Here is a 17,047-nt window from a genome sequence, read left to right on the forward strand (position 1 = left end):
TTATGGTTTACCTGCAAGTTAATCACAATGCTTCCTCGTTAGCCAATGATCCAGCGACACCACGCCGGGGCCGCGGGCGATCAGCAGCAGCAGCACCGTGGCCCAGATGCCGTGCAGCGGCCAGGCGCCGGGGTAGACCAGCACCTGAATCACCAGGGTCATGCCCAGCAGTGCCAGCGCCGAAAACCGAGTGGCCAGTCCCAGCAACAGCAGCAGCGGAAACAGGTGTTCGGCGGTGGCCGCCAGCAGGGCGCCCAGCTCGGGGGAGATCAGCGGCAAGCGGTATTCTTCCCGAAACAGAAACACTGCCGACGGATTCAGGCTTGGCCATCCCAGGCTGAACTCGCCGCTGACGATATCGAGGCTGAAGTTGTTCACCTTGGTCTGGCCCGAGCGCCAGAACACGGCGGCGATGGAAAACCGTCCCAGCAGGGCGATCAGGGTGTGGGGCAGGCGGTTGAGCAAGCCGCGCAGCCGGCAGCACTGTTGGGTCAGGCTCATAAGGCATCTCCTTGCGTAATAAATCCGGTCACGGCCCGCCATTCCAGCAGGCTCTGCAGCATGGTCGCGGGGTTGAAGTCTTCCTGCTGTTGCAGGCTGTGCTCCAGGGCGGTTCCCAGTGGTGCGCCCGCCCGCAGGCATTCAATAAAGGTGGCATCGGCGCCAGTGAGGCGCAGCAGCCTCACCGACAGGCCAATACGCAGCACCAGTACGTTTTCCGGCGTGGCGGTGCGAATGTCCTGCAGGCGGCCTTCGCCATGGTGGGCCAGCCAGATTGAAGCCACCGCAAAGGCCGAGCGCAACAGGGCGCAGGCGGGTGTCAGTTGCAACGCCTGGCGGGCCAGACGTTCCGGATCGGCCAGCAACGCCTGCAACCGGTCGGCGGCTACCGGCTCGGCGTCGGCGGCATGCTGCACCCGCTGCACCAGCAGCTCCAGTCGAGCCATGTCGGCCAGGCAAGGCACACTGGCGGCCGGGGCAAAGCCGTCAATAAAGTCGGGCAGGGTGACGCCATAGTCGGTCAGCAGCGGTGATGATGGCGGTGACTGTTCGATATAAATACCGGCCATGGCGTTGAAGAAGTCGTCGCCCACCAGTTGCCGGCACACCGGAAACTGGGCCGCCAGTGCCTCGGTGAGCGACACTCTGACATTGTTGCGGTAGACATTGAAGCGGGACCGGCCACCGGGGTGCTCGGTCAGGCTGGCGGGCACCGGTAGATCCGCATTGAGCAGGGCGCTGGCAAAGTCATCATGCATGGCGGTGCTCCTTGTTGCTGGCGTGGTGGTCGGCCTCGTGCAGCAGTCGGTGAATATGGCCGGTTTCCGCCAGCAACTCGTTCAGGGCGGGCACATTGTTGTCCCGTTCCAGCAGGGTGGGCAGGGGGCCGGTTCGTTCCAGCAACCCTTGATACAGTGCCCATACCGGCTCGGCCACCGGGCTGCCATGATGGTCGATTAACAGGGCGGCGCCGCTGTCATCGGCCTGCTCGTCAAAACCGGCCAGGTGCACCTCACCCACCTGGTCCAGGGGCAGGGCAGCGATATAGTCTTGTGCATCAAGCCGGTGGTTAACTGCCGTGACATAAACGTTGTTTACATCCAGCAGCAGGCCGCAGCCGCTGCGGCGTACGGCCTCGCGAATAAAGTCGGCCTCCATGAGGCTGGATTTGGAAAAGCGCACATAGGTGGCGGGATTTTCCAGCATAATGGGGCGGCCCAGCACCTGCTGCACCCGGTCGATGTGATCGCACAGCCGCTGCAGGCTGGCGGGAGTGTAGGGCAGAGGCAGCAGATCGTTGAGAAAACGGCCGCCGTGCCCGGCCCAGGCCAGGTGCTCCGACACCGCCTCGGGTTGGTAGCGCTGCACCAGCCGGGCCAGCCGGGCCAGGTGATCTTCGTCGAGCGGGTCCATGCCCCCCAGCGACAGCCCCACACCATGCACCGACAGCGCATAGTGTTCACGAATGCGGCTCAGGTAATGATGGCGAGGGCCGCCATCCACCATAAAATTTTCTGCGTGAATTTCCACAAAGCCCAGAGAAGGGCGTGTGGTCAGTATCTCTTCGGCGTGCTGCAGCTTAAGCCCCAGTCCCGCCGTGGCTGGCAAGCGGGAGGCACCAGTGCCGGCACGATAAGGGTGATGGTCCATGGTGCCTCCTCGGGATCAGGCGCCGACTTCTTCAAACGCTTCCAGCTGACCCTTGCCGGTGGGCGAGGTGGGGGAATCGGTTTCCAGGCAGGTGCCGGCGGGAACCAGTTTCCAGGCATTGCCCTGATGGTCGGTTTTTGAAGTACCGGCGCAGGAGGTACCCGGGCCGGCGGCGCAGTCATTCTGGCCGGCGAGGGCAACGCCGTAGCATTTTTCCATGTCGCCGGAATGGTTGTCTGCCATGGCGGGGGCGGAAGCGGCCAGGGCGGTACCCAGGGCAAAGGCAAGGGCGGTGGCAGTGTTGGCTTTGGTCATGATGAATATCCTTCTGTTAAGTCCATTTGTTAAGGAAAGCCCGGCATTTGCCGTCTTTCACTATCTTGGTCTGGTTCATCGAAGGCGTTATTACAACTTTTTTATGCTTTTTTCTTCTGGGGGATTTCTTCCACCTCCACGATTTTGGAGCGACTCACCACCACCTTCCAGCGTTGCAGCACCGGCGGCTTCTGGCCCTGCACCTCGCGGGTGATCAGGTTGAACAGGTAGCGCCGTTCCACCGGCTGGCGTGACACCTGATTTTCCTTCAGCTGGTAAACATGATGGGAGCCTTTTTCCATCAGCCGGGCCAGCATGGTCAGATCCAGCTGCAGGCTTTCCCGGGTCTGCTCATAGCCGGTCAGGAAGCGGGTGGGTAACATGCGCGAGTGACTGCCGTAGTGCAACACCACTTCTTCCCGCTGGCTGACGTTGGCCCGACGAGCGGCGCGCACCTCGGCGGGCACGCGGGACGGGCGCTGATAGTCGAACCATTCCAGCTGGCGCCCCACCAGCTGGGTGCTGTGCACATCAAAGTATTGTCGCCGCCATTTGGGACGGCCCCGGCGCAGCCAGCGCCACAGGGTATTGCGCAGGTCATCCTTGAACAGCTCGCGCAGGGCGTAGAGCACCGCCAGGGCGAGGATCACCATCATGGACAGGCCGCCCAGGGTTTCGCGCACCTCGTAGGCGGCCAGCGACACCGTGGTCATCACCACGGCGGTGACCACCGCCTTGAGCAGTTTCTGTTCGCCACCCCCCAGCTCCCGCGTGCGCTCCTTGAGGGTGACCGGATATTCGATCAACCGGCGCAGCAGCCGCATCTTGTTGGAGATGCGTGACAGCGAATCGCTGGCGTGGGCGGTATTGTACTTATTGTCGATGCGATGCTGGCGCTCAATGGCGCAGACCTCCAGCAGCAGCGACTTGACGGTCTTGTAGTCACCGTTGCGGGGCAGGTGGGCCACCAGCGACAACAACCGCTGCTCGGTAAACCAGGACACATAGTTGTCGATATTGGTGTAGTACTTGCGCAGGGTGTCGTCGTTCGGTACACGGCGGCGCAGCCGCCGCAGAATGTCCTGGGCCAGGGACACCACGGCTTCCACCTCTTCCTGGGACACGGCTTCCATGCGGTTGCGCAGATCGTGGCAGGACTGTTCCAGCCCCACCACATACTGGTAGCCGTACAGGCTGAGGCTGACCCGGTATTGTTCGGGGGTGAGCTTGCCCCGTTCCGCCAGCCGGCTGTGCACCAGGGGCAGGTGGGGGCGATCGCTGAAGTAGGTGCGGGTGCTGTGTATGGCGTTGTGATAGAAGCCGTCTTCCGGCAGCACCTGGCTGTTGAGGCCCAGCTCGCCGGGCACGAACAGGTAGAGATCGAGTCGGTGCTCGGTGGCCTCGCGCAAAATGCGCGACAGCTTGAGTGAATGGCCGTCCTTGCGTTCAGCGGTGATCACGTAATATCGCTTTACCAGTTAAAACAGGATGTTGTGATTATGCAACGGCCGCGGCGGCGGGCTCAAAAGTTTATTGCAGCAGCCGGCCGGCGCGACTGAGCAGGCCGTGCACCAGGGTGCGAGTGGTGTTGAGGTTGTCGCCGGCGTCCACCACAAAGCTGGCCACCGCGGTCAGGTAGATGGCGGTGAGGGTGACTTCGGCGGCGCTGCGGCGCAGGCCGGTGGCCTGCCAGTCGGCGGCTTCCAACAGCCATTGCACGGTGCGGCTGATGCGGGTAATGCCGTGGGCCTGCAGGTGAACATGGCCGGGCTCCAGCTTGTAGCCGAGCATCTCCTTGACCAGCGGGCGATAGGGAGCCAGGTAATCGAGCCAGACCATGATGCCGGTGAGCAGCCGCTCACGCATGGGCTCTTGCGGGTCCATCGGCAGGCTCAGCAGGGCATCGTCGGCCCGGTCAAACAGGGCCTCGGCCAGCGAGTCCCGTGAGCGAAAGTGCCGGCTCAGCTCCGCCAGGGTCAGCTCCCGGGCCTCGGCCAGCTCGCGCAGGCTGAAACCGTGCCAGCCCCGGTGCAGGGCCAGGTGCAGGGCGGTATCGAGAATGGCATCCCGTTCGATGCTGAGGTGGGTCATGGTGAGCTCCGGCTGCAAGGCTGTTGTTCAGTATAGAAGGCGGGGCAAAACAAAACGGGCCCTCATGGACCCGTTGTTATCATCACGATGCGCCGCAGGTTACTGCTGCTGGTCGGTCAGGGTTTTGCCCTGCTCGGTCCAGTACGCCTTGGCGCCATCGTGCAGCGGGGTCACGATGCCCAGGGTGCCGGAGTCGATACTCATGGCAGAGGCCGCCTGAGACACCGAGCGCATAAAGGTCAGGCCTTCCTCGGAATAGATTTGCTTCAGGCTGTCGGCCACCCGGTCGGCAGACAGATGACGGCCGGCCACCCAGAGGGCGGAGTCCTGCACCGTGACCACATCGTAGTCCACGCCCGGATAGGTGCCGGCGGGAATGGTGACTTCGGCGTAGTAGGGGTGATCCTGGAACAGGGTGCCTTGACTGGCGGCCTCATGCACCTGCAGCAGGCGAATGTCGTTGCTGGAGGCGGCCTGGATCACCGAGGCGTTGGGAAAGCCGGCAAAGACCCAGAGGGCATCAATCTGGCGGTCGCCCAGGGCCGAGGCGCCCTGGTTGTAGCCGATGTACTGGGGGGTGATGTTGTCCCACAGCCCCACGCTTTCAAAGAAGCGTTGGGCCGAGGCGGCGGCACCGGAGCCCGCCGGGCCCACGGCCACGTTTTTGCCTTCCAGCTGGGACACCTCGGTAATGCCGGAGCCATCAAGCACAATCAGGTGGGCCGGGGCACCATAGAGGTAGGACACTGCCTTGGCGTTGCGGTATTTGCGCGTGTCATTGGTCAGCTTGCCGCTCAGGCCCAGATACATGTCGCCGGAATAGACAATGCCGAAGTCGGCATCCCGGGAGTTGACCCGACGCAGGTTTTCCACCGAACCGGCCGAGGCCATGTTGGACACATCCACGCCGTCCATGGTGCGTGACAGCCGAGTGGAAATGCCGTTGGAGAAATACTGAAAGGTGCCGCCGTCGGGGCCGCCGGAAAAAGCCAGGCGTTCGGTCTGGGCCTGGGCCGCACCGGCGCCCAGGGTGGTGGCGGTGGCCACGGCCAGAGTGGTCAGTACGCGAAAGGTCTTGGTTGCATGTTTAACCATGTTGGTTTCCTCGTTGTCGTTGCGTTTGTTGTCTTCCGGTGAATGCGGTGTCAGTCACGTTCGGGCACGGTGAGCACCGGCACGGTGGACTGGCGAATGACCCGCTCGGCGGTGGAGCCGAGCAGCAGTTTCCTTACCCCACGTCGGCCGTGGGTGCCGAGCACGATGAGATCGGCCTTGAGCGCCGCTGCCCGGGCCAGAATTTCGTCGGCGCCATGGCCCTGGTTCAGCTCCGAAGTCAGCTCGCCCTGAAAGCCACCGAACTGCCGCTCCTTGAAGTCGTGCAGGTCGGTCATGGCCTGGGTTTTGACCTCCTTGGTAAAGGCGTCCACCACGCTGGCGGGAATGCCGCGGCGGTGCCGGTCATCCAGCCCGGTGATCACGTGCAACAGGTGCAGCCGGGCACCGTGCGCCGAGGCCAGTTCCTGCGCCAGAGATGCCGCCTCGGCGGCACCCTCGGAAAAGTCGGTGGCGTACAGGATGAGGTTGATCCGGGACATGAGGCCTCCTTAGTGGGCATTGGAATGGTTAACGGCGGTGCTGGTGTCGCCTTCACGCTGCAGCCACCACACCAGGGCCACCAGACCCAGGCCACCGATGTCGGAGGCAAAGGTGGGCCAGTACAGCAACAGGGTGCCGGCGCCCAGCAGCAACCACTCGTGCACGCGGGTTTTGCGGCGCAGATAACCCATGGCAAAGGCGCCAAAGGCCAGGGTGCCCAGGGTGGCGGAGACAAAGGCGGTGATGATTTCCATCAGGGTGCCGTCCAGCAGCATGGCCGGAACATAGGCGAACAGCAGCGGCATCACATAGAGCATTTTGGCGAACTTGAACGAGGTCCAGCCGGTCTTCCACGGGTCCGAGCCGGCAATGGCGGCACCGGCGTAGGCGGCCACGCACACCGGCGGCGTGATATTGGAGTCCTGAGACAGCCAGTACACGATCATGTGGGCGGCAATGGCCGACACACCAAACTCGCCCAGGGCCGGCACCGCCAGCACGGCCACGATCAGGTAGGCGGCGGTCACCGGCACACCCATGCCCAGCACCAGCGAGGCGATGGCCACCAGCACCAGGGCCAGCAGCAGGCTGTCGCCGGCCATGGAGATGATCAGATCCGAGAACTTGAGGCCCATGCCGGTGAGGGAGATGGTGCCCACAATGACGCCGATAACCCCGATGGTGGCGCCCACGATCAGGGTGTTGCGCGCGCCCACCTGAATGGCTTCCCAGATTTGCTTCGGTCCCATGCGGGTTTCCTTGCTGACCCAGCTCACCGCAATGCACGACAGCGTGGCCCAGAAGGCGGAGTTGCCGGCGGAGCGGCCGGTGAGCAGCAGCACGGTAATGATCACCAGCGGCAGGGCGTAGTACCAGCCCCCCTTGAACACGGTTTTCCAGTGCGGAATTTCCTCACCCTGCACGCCCACCAGGCCGTGCTTCTTGGCCTCGAAATGCACCATGCAGTACACCGCCAGGAAGTACAGAATGGCCGGACCAATGGACAGAATCATGATGGTGGAGTACGGGGTGCCGGTGAGCTCGGCCATCAGGAAGCCGCCCGCGCCCATGATGGGGGGCAGGAACATGCCGCCGATGGAGGCAGCGGGCTCAATGGCGCCGGCCACGTGGGGCTTGAAACCGGCCCGTTTCATCATGGGGATGGTAAAGGCACCGGAAGAAACGGTGTTGGCGATGGCGGAGCCGGACACGGATCCGAACAGGGCAGAAGAGATCACCGCCACCTTGGCCGGGCCGCCGGTGGAGCGGCCGGCCAGCGCCAGGGGCAGATCGATAAAGAACTTGCCGGCACCGGATTTCTGCAAAAAGGCGCCAAAGAAGATAAACAGGATCACATAGGTGGCCAGCACGTTGGCCATGACCCCGAACACGCCGTTGGTGGTCAGGAACAGGGCGGTGGCCAGGCGTTCAAAGCGAAAGCCCCGGTGGGCAAACAGCTCGGGCAGGTAGGGGCCGAACAGGGCAAAGGCGATCATGCCCACACCGATCAGGGTGATGGACCAGCCCAGCACCCGGCGGCAGATTTCCAGGGACAGCAGCAGGCCGACCACGCTCACCAGCATGTCTACCTCGTTCTCGGCCCCGGCCCGGTAATTGAGCGCCTCGAACTGGCTGATCCAGTAGAGCACGGTACCCGCCACCATCAGCGCCAGCACCACGTCGCTGGCAGTGGGGCTGTTACCGTTGCGCCGGCTCAGCCACTGATCCAGCGGAATCATCAGGGCGGCAAAGGGCAGCACCAGGGCCAGCACATAGTGCAGCCGGTCGAGATCCTGTTCCAGCGCCAGGCTCAGGCCGTCGTATTCCCAGGTTTCCTGAAACAGGGAAAGCTGCTGGTAAAAGGCGGTGGGCGAGTCATAAATCACGAAGCACCCGGCCAGCAGCGCCAGCAGGGCGGCGCTGACCACCGACAGGCCGGCATGGGCGGTGCGGCCGCCGGCGGGATAAAGCAGAAACACCAGTACAAAGGTGATCAGCACATAAATGCCGAGATGATACTGAGTGCTGAGCGCGGCCACGCCGGCGCCGTAGAAGTAGAGGGCGACCATGGTGGCGGCCAGCGCCGCCACCAGCCAGGCCCAGGGCCCGGTGAGCTTGCGCTCGGTCTTGGCATCCTTTTCCATCAGCTCCTTGAGCTTTTTCTGCTCTTCGGGGCTGAGTGCGTCGAGCTGTTGTTGTTGCTGTGACATTCCTTAACCTCGTTTTTCCATCGGCCGCCAACAAGCCGCCGTTTTCGTTAACATCCTATTAGCAAAACCCAGGCCAACTTTGGTGCATGCCGGCGACAGCCGCACCAAAAGGGAGCCTGGGCAGAAGTGGGCCAAGCACAGGGCCATGCATGGACGCGATAATGGGTGGAAACCCACCCATTCGTGGCCGGTGATGGGCGGGTTTTCACCCATTAGTCAAAAACGCCGGGGCAGCAGGCCGTGCATAAGCGCGAGTAAGCCGGCCTTGGCTCCTTAACCCGAGCCTCATTTGGCAAAAAGCGTCTTGTGTGGTGGGCAGGAGCACCGTTTTTACGGGGATGACGGGGCTTTTCTCTTCGGTTATCTTCGCGAAGTTCAAAACAGGGGGGAGAGGCTGTGGCGGGAGGAATGGCTCTGAACCTCAGGCCTCTTAATGGGCATATGGGGGGAATTCCACCCATCGTTCTTTTGTTCTGTTCAATCGACTCAATGGGAGCATGGCTTGACCTTAACGGTGAATGACGGCGCAGTAAGGCGATTCCTGCTCAAGGGGATGGGGCCTGTTGCCACCATTGCCCTGGCCCAGCTGCTGGGAACCGCCTTGTGGTTCAGTGCCAACGGCACATCCGACGATTTAATAGCGAGTTGGGGGATCGGTGCCTCAGACATTGGCTGGCTAACCAGTGCCGTTCAGCTGGGCTTTATTCTTGGCACCCTGGTTATCTCCATGAGCGGTGGGGCGGATCGGTTCAGGGCCAGCTCGATTTTTATGGGCAGCGCCGTCGCCGGCGCCCTGTTCAACCTGGGGTTTGCCTGGCTGTCCGAGGGCCTGTTAAGCGGCATGCTGTTCAGATTTGGCGTAGGCATTTGCCTGGCCGGCATCTACCCGATGGGCATGAAACTGATCGTGGGTTGGGCACCCGCTCGAACCGGACTGGCGCTGGCGCAGTTGGTGGCCATGCTGACACTGGGCACGGCGCTGCCTCATGCAATGCGGGTGATGGGCGCCGATCTGTCCTGGCAGCTGGTGATCACCGCCTCGTCCGTGACCGCGGTGCTTGGCGCCTGGCTGGTTGGCTCCCTGGGTGACGGGCCCCATGCGGCCGTTGCAACCGGCCGGCCGAGTGGCGCCGATACTCGGCCACCTTCCATTTTGCACGCGTTTCGGCACGGCCCGTTCCGGGCTGCGACCTTGGGTTATTTTGGCCATATGTGGGAGCTGTACGCCTTCTGGACCCTGGTGCCCCTGATTGTCGCCCGCACTTCCCTGGCGTCGCACTTTCCCGGGCTGGGGGTGTCCGGACTGTCTTTTGCCATTATCGCCGTTGGCGCATTGGGTTCGCTGTGCGGCGGCTTGCTGTCCCTGCGTGCGGGCAGCGCCAGGGTCGCCCTGGGGGCGCTGGCCATGTCTGGGCTTTGCGGGTTGATCTTCGTGCTTGGCTGGCGCGACCTGCAGGCTGGCAGCCTGCTGTTACTACTGATGATCTGGGGCGCTTCCGTGGTGGCCGACTCGCCGCAGTTTTCCGCGCTGGCGGCCACATCCTGCCCGCCCGCATCCGTCGGCAGTGCGCTGGCCATTCAGAACTGCATTGGGTTTGCGATTACCGTGGTCTCCATTTCCGTCACCAGCAGCCTGTTTGAATACCTGGGGCTGGATGCCCTGTGGTTGTTGCTGCCCGGCCCGGTTATGGGCCTGGCGGGGTATGTGCTGACGGCCCGGACCACCGTTAACCGCTAGCGTCGGTGTCAGCCCTTGTAGTCATTTTTGTCGAGGCCGTGTTTTTTCATTTTGTCGTACAGGGTCTTGCGCGGCAGTTGCAGGCTTTCCTGAGTGTGCTTGATGGAGCCGCCGTGGCGGGCCAGCTCGGTCTGGATCAGGGTTTTTTCGAACTGATCGACCCGGGCGGCCAGGCTCTGGCCGGAAGCCGGGCTGTCGGGCCCGCTGTGGTCACCCAGATCAAAGGAGCAGGCCTCGCCCAGCAATACATAGCGTTCCGCCAGGTTGCGCAGTTCCCGCACATTGCCCGGCCAGCTGTGGCTCAGAAGCTGATGCAGCCGCTCCGCCGACAGCGGTGGAATTTCCCGTTCGTACAGGGCCGAGGCCAGCAGGGCAAAGTGCTGAAACAGCATGGGAATGTCGTCGGGGCGGGCGCGCAGGGGGGGAATGTCGATGCGCACCACATTGAGCCGGTAATAGAGATCTTCCCTGAAATCGCCGGCATCGGCCAGGGCCCGCAGATCCGCCTTGGTGGCAGCCACAATACGAATGTCCAGCGGAATCAGCCGGTTGGAGCCAAGTCGTTCTATGGTGCGCTCTTCCAGCACCCGCAGCAGCTTGATCTGCAGGCTCATGGGCATGCTCTCGATTTCGTCGAGAAACAGGGTGCCCCCCTGGGCGTGCTCCAGCTTGCCGATGCGCTTTTCCTTGGCGTCGGTAAAGGCGCCCTTTTCGTGGCCGAACAGCTCGGATTCGATCAGGCTCTCGGGCATGCCGCCGCAGTTAATGGCCACAAAATTCTGTTCCCGGCGCGGGCTGTGCTCGTGAATGTAGCGGGCCAGCAGATCCTTGCCCGAGCCGGTTTCTCCCATCAGCAAAATGTCTGCCGGGCTGGACGCCACCGTCTGTACCAGCCGGCGCAGTTCCTGCACCGCCGGCGAGCCGCCGATAATGCGTGGCCCGGGGGCGCTCTGGGCCTGCAACTCCAGGCGCAGGCGGCGGTTGTCCAGGGTCAGGGCGCGTTTTTCCAGGGCCCGGTGCACCACGTCGAGCAGCAGATCCGATGAAAAGGGCTTTTCGATAAAGTCGTAGGCGCCGCTTTGAATGGCGCTCACCGCCATGGAGATATCGCCAAAGCCGGTGATCAGAATGACCGGAATATCGGTATCGATGATCCTGATCCGCTCCAGTAGTTCCAGGCCGGTGATGCCCGGCATATTGATGTCGGTAATCACGATGCCGGCAAAGTTCTCATCGAGCTGCGGCAGCGCCTTGTCGGCGCGGTCAAAGGCCTGCACCCGGTAATCTTCCAGCTCCAGGGTCTGGGCGGCGGAGCGCCGAATGGCATCGTCATCGTCGATAAGCAGAATATAGGGCGCGGTCATGCAGGCTCCTTGTGGGCGCGGGCAAGCACCAGGGTGAAGATGGCGCCGCCTTGCGGGTGATTGGCGGCGGTCAGCTCGCCCCCCAGGCTTTGAACAATGCGGTGAGAGATGGACAGCCCCAGGCCGAGGCCGGTGGACTTGGTGGTGAAAAAGGGTTCAAAAATGTGCGCCAGGGCCTGTTCACTCAGGCCGGGGCCGTCATCGCGCACCCTGAGCGTCACCTGCCGTTCGCTGGCCTGCACATCAATGTCGATGTGGGGCGCCGGCTCATCGGCCATGGCCTGCAGGGCGTTGCCAATCAGGTTGACCAGCACCTGCTCGAGCCGGCCCAGATCACCGGCCACCATGAGCGAGTCATAGGTATTCGGCCAGTGCAGGCGGGCATGACGCTTTTCCAGTTCGCCGCCCATCAGCACCATGACGCCCTGACGCAACTGCGCCAGCCGGGTCTGCGCGCCGCCGGCATCGCGCTGGCGGGCGAATTCACGCAGCGGCTGCAAAATGGCGGCCATGCGTTCGGCCAGGCCGCCAATTTCCCGCAGGTTGCCGGCCACCGACTCGGTGCGCCCCCGCTCCAGCAGCTTGCGGCCGTTGTCGGCGAACTGGCGAATGGCGGTGAGAGGTTGATTCAGCTCGTGGTTAATGCCCGCCGACAACTGACCCAGCACCGCCATTTTGGCGGCCTGCACCAGTTGATCCTGAGTCTGCCGGTGTTGCTCCACTTCCTGTTTAAGACGCTGGTTGCTGTCGGTCAGCTGCCGGGTGCGCTGCTCCACCCGTCGTTCCAGTGCCTCGTGGGCCTGCTGCAGCTCACGCTCATGGCGCCGTTGCATGCGATGGCGGGCGCGCAGGAACAGCAACAGGGCGGCGATCGCCCAGAAACCGCCCAGCCCCATGACCAGGGTGCGGGCAATACGGGTCTTGAGTGGGCTCAGGTTGGCCAGTACCGCCACCCGCATGCCGGCCTCCGGCACCAGTTCACTGACCAGCAGATAGTGACCGGCGGCCTGAGTGCCATTCAGGGTCAGCAGCTGATTGCCTCTGGCGGTGATCTCCCTGTTGTGCAGCGGCAAAGGGGTGATCTCGGCGTTTTCGTAACGGCGGCTGCCCTGAATACGGGCCAGCAGTTGCTGGTCCGGCACCAGGGCATTGCCCTGAGGCAGCAGTCGAAAGCGCCAGTGATGACGGGTGGAGATAAAGATGACGCCGTCTTCGTCCATCACCAGAATGTCCTGCAGGGCATCGTTCCAGCTGCCTTCAATATCTTCCAGATCCACCTTGACCACGGCCACGCCGATGATCTGGCCGTTTTGCCGCACCGGGGCGGAAAAGAAATACCCCCGCACTCGCGAAGTATTGCCGAGGGCGAAGTAGCGGCCCTGGCCGCCTTCCACGGCCTGCTGAAAATAGGGGCGAAAGCTGTAGTCGTTGCCGATAAAGGGATTGGGCTGATCCCAGTTGCTGGCCGCCAGGGTGATGCCGTTGCTGTCGATAAGGTAGCTGTCGGTGGCGCCCATGGTGCGGTTGACCCAGGCCAGATAGCGGTTGGCGGCGTCGACCTTTTGCGGGTTGTAAGGGTCGGCCAGCAGCGCCTTGAGCTGCTGCTGGGTGGCCAGCAGCCTGGGCAGATCCCGGTGCCGGGCCAGCTGGTGGCGCAGGTTGATGATATAGCGACTGAGGCTGGCTTCGGCGTTCTGGCGAATGTGTGCCAGCCCCTGATTCTGGGCATGAAAGAACAGCCCGGCGGTCACCAGCAGGGTGCCGGTCAGCAACAGCAACGGCAGGGCGATGCGGCGCAGGCGGGAGAGGGTGGCATGTTGACTCATGATGGCCGGCATTATGCGCCTTATGGACTCGAATTGACGTGATGCCGCCCGCACTCTTGAGTGCGGGCGGGGTTTGCAGCGACAATGGCGCTTTTTACGGAGCCCTGCATCATGGCCTTTCGCATTCGTTACCACTTCCGCAAGCAGCAAAAGGAAATCGGCTACGCCAACGACAAGCATCACAGCATTTATGATGCCATTGCCGCCGCCGAGGGGCTGAACCTGGCGGAGTTTCGCCGCATGGAAGATCAACTGGCGAATATCAGCCGCAACGATAAAAAAACCATGAAGGAATTTCGGGAAGAATATTTTCGCAAGCTGGGTGTTACCCAGATCAGCATTTTTCGGGAAGAATAATGCCGGTTTGATTGAGTCTGTGTATTCCTCTTAATTTTCAGTAGTGAATGGTGATATAAACTGCCATTCCGCTTATTGAATGGTGGTTTTTATTGGGCGGATTCGGTCATTCGCGCATTCATGATTTTGTCTTCTTTCGGTGTCATTTGAATTTGTTGTTACCGTATTGATTCTTCGTGGCTTTTCCTTTTAATTGGGGTTCGTTCAGGCCCCGGTTTGACGATACCGGAAATGCTAACAATGATAAGAAAAACTCTTTACGGGAGAGCGGGTAAATGAATGCCATATTCCTGATGTTGATCGGGCTGGGCGCCATGGCGCTTGGCTATTTCGTGTATTCGAAATTCGTGGCCGAAAAAATATTTCGGCTGGATCCGGGGTTTCGTACCCCGGCTCACGAATTTGAAGACGGGGTGGATTATGTGCCCACCAACAAGTTCGTGCTCTGGGGTCACCACTTTACCTCGGTAGCCGGGGCTGCCCCCATAGTGGGGCCGGCCATCGCGGTGATCTGGGGCTGGGTGCCCGCCTTTTTGTGGGTGGTGTTCGGCACCATCTTCTTTGCCGGTGTGCACGATGCTGGGGCGATCTGGGCCAGTAATCGCAACAAGGCCAAATCGGTGGGGTCCCTCACCGGCGACGTGGTGGGCAAGCGCGCCCGCAGCATTTTCATGATCGTAATTTTCCTGGTGCTGCTGATGGTGAACGCCGTGTTCGCCGTGGTGATCGCCGGCCTGCTCACCCAGTTCCAGACCTCGGTGGTGCCGGTGTGGGGCGCCATCTTGGTAGCGCTGATCATCGGTCAGCTGATTTACCGCAAGATGATTGGCCTGCTCACCGTGTCCGTGGTGGGCGTGGTAGCGCTCTATGCCCTGATCTGGGTCGGCCCTTCCATGCCGCTGGCGCTGCCCGAGCTGTTTATGGGGCTGACCGACAAGGCCCAGTGGATCATTCTGCTGTTTGTCTACGCCGCCATCGCCTCGCTGCTGCCGGTGTGGATGCTGCTGCAGCCCCGGGATTACATCAACGGCCTGCAGCTGTTTGTGGGCCTGGGCCTGCTCTACGGTGCCGTGCTGCTGTCGGCCCCGGACGTGGTGGCGCCGGCGTTTAACGACAATGTGCCGGAAGGCACGCCCTCCATGATACCGCTGCTGTTTGTCACCATTGCCTGCGGCGCCATCTCCGGCTTTCACGGCCTGGTATCCTCCGGCACCACCTCCAAGCAGCTCGACAAGGAAACCGACCTGCGCTTTGTGGGTTATTTCGGCGCCATTGGTGAAGGCTGCCTGGCGCTGGCCGCCATCATCGCCGCCACCGCCGGTTTCGCCACCCTGGCCGACTGGCAGGCCATTTACAGCGGCTTTGGCCAGGGTGGTGTGGCCGCCTTTGTGCAGGGCGGCGCCAACATTCTGAGCAACGGCCTGGGCTTTGATATCGAGCTGTCGCAGACCATTCTCACCGTGATGGCGGTGCTATTTGCCGGCACCACCATGGATACCGGCCTGCGCCTGCAGCGCTACATCTTTCAGGAGTGGGGCGTTATCTACAACATTAACTGGATGCAGAAGGCGGCCCCGGCCACCCTGTTGGCGGTGGCTTCATGCCTGTTGCTGGCCTTTGGCGCCGGCGGTGATGGCTCCGGCGGCCTGCTGATCTGGCCGCTGTTCGGTACCACCAACCAGCTGCTGGCGGGCCTGACCCTGCTGGTGATCACAGTGATGCTGGCGCGACTGGGCCGACCCATGCTGGTCACCCTGATCCCACTGCTGTTCCTGCTGGTGATGACGGTATTGGCGCTGCTTATTCAGCTCAAAGGCTTCTATGAGCAGGCCAACTGGTTCCTGTTTGGCCTGGATCTGGTGGTGCTGGCGGCGGCCATTCTGGTGGCCCTGGAATGCGGCTCTACCCTGAACCGGCTGCGCAGCGGCAAGGCCGAAGAGCTCGAGGACCAGTCGTGAAAATCAAGCGGGTTCTGGCCTGGATAAACCGGGCCAGCCAATATGCGGAAGAGGTATATAACGCGCCTTACCGGGCGGCCATTGCCCGGGCCCGGCGCGAAGAGGATGACCTCTTTATGCTGCTGGTGTTCTCGGAAATGATGGGAGTGCCAAACCCGGCCTCCTATTACACCCTGGAGCTGCAGCCCTTGCTGCTGGAACGGTTTCACGACTGGCACAAGCGCATGGGCATGGAGCACTCGCCGCTGGATCACTTCCGCTGCTGCTGATTGAGTTGTCTTTTGATGTGCTGCGTAGGTTGGTGATGAGCGAAGCGAATCCCAACATTTTGCACACCGGGGCCGGCTTCAATGCCGGCCTTCCTGTCTGGAGAAATTACATGTTACTGACCGACAAGCGGGTGTTGCTGGTGGGCGGCAAGGGCGGCGTGGGCAAGACCACGGTGTCGTCGTCGCTGGCGCTGCTGGCGGCCCGCCGGGGCAAGCGTTGCCTGCTGGTGTCGACCGACCCGGCTCACAGCCTGGCCGACGCCTTTGGCCGGGACATTGGCGACACCATTACCCGGCTGGCGCCCAACCTCGACGGCCTGGAGCTGGATCCGGACCACGAGGTAGAGCAGCATCTGGCCCGGGTGCTGGCCCAGCTTAAACGCTTTACTCGGCCCGAAATGTACGGCGAGGTAGAGCGGCAGATGCGGCTCACCCGGCAGTCGCCGGGGGCCCAGGAGGCGGCACTGCTGGAGCGCATGGCCCGAGTGATGGAAGAGGGGCTGCAAACCCACGACCTGGTGATCTTCGACACCGCTCCTACCGGCCACACCCTGCGCCTGCTCAGCCTGCCCGAGGCCATGGCGGCCTGGACTCAGGGCATGCTCAAGAGCAACCGACGGTCGGAAAAACTGGGCGAGGTACTGGACCACCTGACCCCGGGCAAGGACGTGGACAGCCCCTTTGGCGACCCTCGGGCCCACGAAACCGCCGGCATGGACGAACGCACCAAATCCATTACCGATACCCTGCTGGCCCGTCAGCGACTGTTTCAGCGCACCCGCCGGCTGCTTACCGACAGTGAGCAGACCGCGCTGCTGTTTGTGTTGACGCCCGAAAAGCTGCCGATACTGGAAACCGGGCGGGCGGTGGCGGCGCTGCGGGAAGAAAAGCTGCCCCTGACCGGGCTGGTGGTGAATCGCATTTTGCCCGACGACGCCGACGGCGCCTTTCTGGCCCGGCGGCGATCGCTGGAAAAAAAACACCTGGCCGATATTGCTCGAATATTTGCGGATCTGTCCCGCTATCCGCTGTATCTTCAGCCCACCGACATTCAGGGGCTGGACGGCCTGAGCGACATGGCTACCCGGCTGGAGCAGGCCGGGCTCTGACCGGTACGGAATTGAATTTACAGCCTGTTTTGGCATTGGGTAAAATTTGCCGCCAGGTTTTTT

16 protein-coding genes are annotated in these 17,047 nt (G+C 62.3%); 5 read left to right on the forward strand and 11 right to left on the reverse strand.

The features are described from left to right. Nucleotides 1-18: 18 nt before the first annotated feature. The 9 genes from OJHNALOF_RS10675 to OJHNALOF_RS10715 all read right to left on the reverse strand — a co-directional run bounded on the left by OJHNALOF_RS10675 (nucleotide 19) and on the right by OJHNALOF_RS10715 (nucleotide 8,363). Nucleotides 19-501 (reverse strand): DoxX family protein, encoded by a 483-nt coding sequence (locus OJHNALOF_RS10675; protein ID WP_165662019.1) that lies wholly within the window; start codon nucleotides 499-501, stop codon nucleotides 19-21. Next, complete coding sequence (locus OJHNALOF_RS10680) at nucleotides 498-1,259, reverse strand: DNA-binding domain-containing protein (protein ID WP_165662020.1); 762 nt, start codon at nucleotides 1,257-1,259, stop codon at nucleotides 498-500. Before OJHNALOF_RS10680 ends, OJHNALOF_RS10675 begins: the two co-directional genes overlap by 4 nt. Next, nucleotides 1,252-2,151, reverse strand: a complete 900-nt coding sequence (locus OJHNALOF_RS10685) for a DUF692 domain-containing protein (protein ID WP_165662021.1) — start codon at nucleotides 2,149-2,151, stop codon at nucleotides 1,252-1,254. Before OJHNALOF_RS10685 ends, OJHNALOF_RS10680 begins: the two co-directional genes overlap by 8 nt. Before the next feature lie 15 nt (nucleotides 2,152-2,166). Continuing rightward, entirely contained in the window at nucleotides 2,167-2,466 is a 300-nt protein-coding gene (locus OJHNALOF_RS10690; protein WP_094201591.1) for a DUF2282 domain-containing protein, read from the reverse strand. Between the two features lie 101 nt (nucleotides 2,467-2,567). Then, entirely contained in the window at nucleotides 2,568-3,926 is a 1,359-nt protein-coding gene (locus OJHNALOF_RS10695; RefSeq protein ID WP_165662022.1) for a hypothetical protein, read from the reverse strand. 70 nt (nucleotides 3,927-3,996) lie between these two features. Next, complete coding sequence (locus tag OJHNALOF_RS10700; RefSeq protein WP_165662023.1) at nucleotides 3,997-4,557, reverse strand: TetR/AcrR family transcriptional regulator; 561 nt, start codon at nucleotides 4,555-4,557, stop codon at nucleotides 3,997-3,999. A gap of 99 nt (nucleotides 4,558-4,656) precedes the next feature. Continuing rightward, nucleotides 4,657-5,652 (reverse strand): TAXI family TRAP transporter solute-binding subunit, encoded by a 996-nt coding sequence (locus tag OJHNALOF_RS10705; RefSeq protein WP_165662024.1) that lies wholly within the window; start codon nucleotides 5,650-5,652, stop codon nucleotides 4,657-4,659. Nucleotides 5,653-5,702: 50 nt separating this feature from the next. After that, a complete protein-coding gene (locus OJHNALOF_RS10710) occupies nucleotides 5,703-6,152 on the reverse strand; it encodes a universal stress protein (protein ID WP_165662025.1) in 450 nt (149 codons plus the stop codon). Nucleotides 6,153-6,161: 9 nt separating this feature from the next. Beyond that, nucleotides 6,162-8,363: a TRAP transporter permease gene (locus OJHNALOF_RS10715; RefSeq protein WP_094201596.1), complete on the reverse strand. Its 2,202-nt coding sequence runs from the start codon at nucleotides 8,361-8,363 to the stop codon at nucleotides 6,162-6,164. A 502-nt stretch (nucleotides 8,364-8,865) separates the two neighbouring features. On the opposite strand from OJHNALOF_RS10715, the gene OJHNALOF_RS10720 reads away from it, so the two are divergent. Beyond that, complete coding sequence (locus OJHNALOF_RS10720; protein WP_206063670.1) at nucleotides 8,866-10,101, forward strand: MFS transporter; 1,236 nt, start codon at nucleotides 8,866-8,868, stop codon at nucleotides 10,099-10,101. An 8-nt stretch (nucleotides 10,102-10,109) separates the two neighbouring features. Here OJHNALOF_RS10720 and OJHNALOF_RS10725 read toward each other — a convergent pair whose 3' ends face one another. Further along, nucleotides 10,110-11,465, reverse strand: a complete 1,356-nt coding sequence (locus tag OJHNALOF_RS10725; RefSeq protein ID WP_165662027.1) for a sigma-54 dependent transcriptional regulator — start codon at nucleotides 11,463-11,465, stop codon at nucleotides 10,110-10,112. After that, nucleotides 11,462-13,291 (reverse strand): ATP-binding protein, encoded by a 1,830-nt coding sequence (locus OJHNALOF_RS10730; RefSeq protein ID WP_165662028.1) that lies wholly within the window; start codon nucleotides 13,289-13,291, stop codon nucleotides 11,462-11,464. Before OJHNALOF_RS10730 ends, OJHNALOF_RS10725 begins: the two co-directional genes overlap by 4 nt. 111 nt (nucleotides 13,292-13,402) lie before the next feature. On the opposite strand from OJHNALOF_RS10730, the gene OJHNALOF_RS10735 reads away from it, so the two are divergent. From OJHNALOF_RS10735 to OJHNALOF_RS10750, 4 genes are all read left to right on the forward strand, one after another. Continuing rightward, nucleotides 13,403-13,648, forward strand: a complete 246-nt coding sequence (locus tag OJHNALOF_RS10735; RefSeq protein ID WP_165662029.1) for a DUF2960 family protein — start codon at nucleotides 13,403-13,405, stop codon at nucleotides 13,646-13,648. 275 nt (nucleotides 13,649-13,923) lie between these two features. Next, nucleotides 13,924-15,606, forward strand: coding sequence for a carbon starvation protein A (locus tag OJHNALOF_RS10740; RefSeq protein WP_165662030.1), 1,683 nt, complete (start codon nucleotides 13,924-13,926; stop codon nucleotides 15,604-15,606). Further along, the gene (locus OJHNALOF_RS10745) at nucleotides 15,603-15,875 is read left to right on the forward strand and encodes a cory-CC-star protein (RefSeq protein ID WP_165662031.1); all 273 of its coding nucleotides are present in this window, start codon (nucleotides 15,603-15,605) and stop codon (nucleotides 15,873-15,875) included. The genes OJHNALOF_RS10740 and OJHNALOF_RS10745 overlap by 4 nt, the downstream gene beginning before the upstream one ends. A gap of 110 nt (nucleotides 15,876-15,985) precedes the next feature. Further along, complete coding sequence (locus tag OJHNALOF_RS10750) at nucleotides 15,986-16,984, forward strand: ArsA family ATPase (protein ID WP_165662032.1); 999 nt, start codon at nucleotides 15,986-15,988, stop codon at nucleotides 16,982-16,984. The last annotated feature ends 63 nt before the right edge of the window (nucleotides 16,985-17,047 follow it).

This window comes from Oceanimonas sp. MB9 (genome assembly GCF_011319775.1).
Lineage (GTDB): Bacteria > Pseudomonadota > Gammaproteobacteria > Enterobacterales > Aeromonadaceae > Oceanimonas > Oceanimonas doudoroffii.

Excerpts from the sequence above, each read along its gene's own strand:
- OJHNALOF_RS10675 (WP_165662019.1), bottom strand. The coding sequence starts at position 501 with ATGAGCCTGACCCAACAGTGCTGCCGGCTGCGCGGCTTGCTCAACCGC.
- OJHNALOF_RS10680 (WP_165662020.1), bottom strand. The coding sequence starts at position 1,259 with ATGCATGATGACTTTGCCAGCGCCCTGCTCAATGCGGATCTACCGGTG.
- OJHNALOF_RS10685 (WP_165662021.1), bottom strand. The coding sequence starts at position 2,151 with ATGGACCATCACCCTTATCGTGCCGGCACTGGTGCCTCCCGCTTGCCA.
- OJHNALOF_RS10690 (WP_094201591.1), bottom strand. The coding sequence starts at position 2,466 with ATGACCAAAGCCAACACTGCCACCGCCCTTGCCTTTGCCCTGGGTACC.
- OJHNALOF_RS10700 (WP_165662023.1), bottom strand. The coding sequence starts at position 4,557 with ATGACCCACCTCAGCATCGAACGGGATGCCATTCTCGATACCGCCCTG.
- OJHNALOF_RS10705 (WP_165662024.1), bottom strand. The coding sequence starts at position 5,652 with ATGGTTAAACATGCAACCAAGACCTTTCGCGTACTGACCACTCTGGCC.
- OJHNALOF_RS10710 (WP_165662025.1), bottom strand. The coding sequence starts at position 6,152 with ATGTCCCGGATCAACCTCATCCTGTACGCCACCGACTTTTCCGAGGGT.
- OJHNALOF_RS10715 (WP_094201596.1), bottom strand. The coding sequence starts at position 8,363 with ATGTCACAGCAACAACAACAGCTCGACGCACTCAGCCCCGAAGAGCAG.
- OJHNALOF_RS10725 (WP_165662027.1), bottom strand. The coding sequence starts at position 11,465 with ATGACCGCGCCCTATATTCTGCTTATCGACGATGACGATGCCATTCGG.
- OJHNALOF_RS10730 (WP_165662028.1), bottom strand. The coding sequence starts at position 13,291 with ATGAGTCAACATGCCACCCTCTCCCGCCTGCGCCGCATCGCCCTGCCG.
- OJHNALOF_RS10735 (WP_165662029.1), top strand. The coding sequence starts at position 13,403 with ATGGCCTTTCGCATTCGTTACCACTTCCGCAAGCAGCAAAAGGAAATC.
- OJHNALOF_RS10740 (WP_165662030.1), top strand. The coding sequence starts at position 13,924 with ATGAATGCCATATTCCTGATGTTGATCGGGCTGGGCGCCATGGCGCTT.
- OJHNALOF_RS10750 (WP_165662032.1), top strand. The coding sequence starts at position 15,986 with ATGTTACTGACCGACAAGCGGGTGTTGCTGGTGGGCGGCAAGGGCGGC.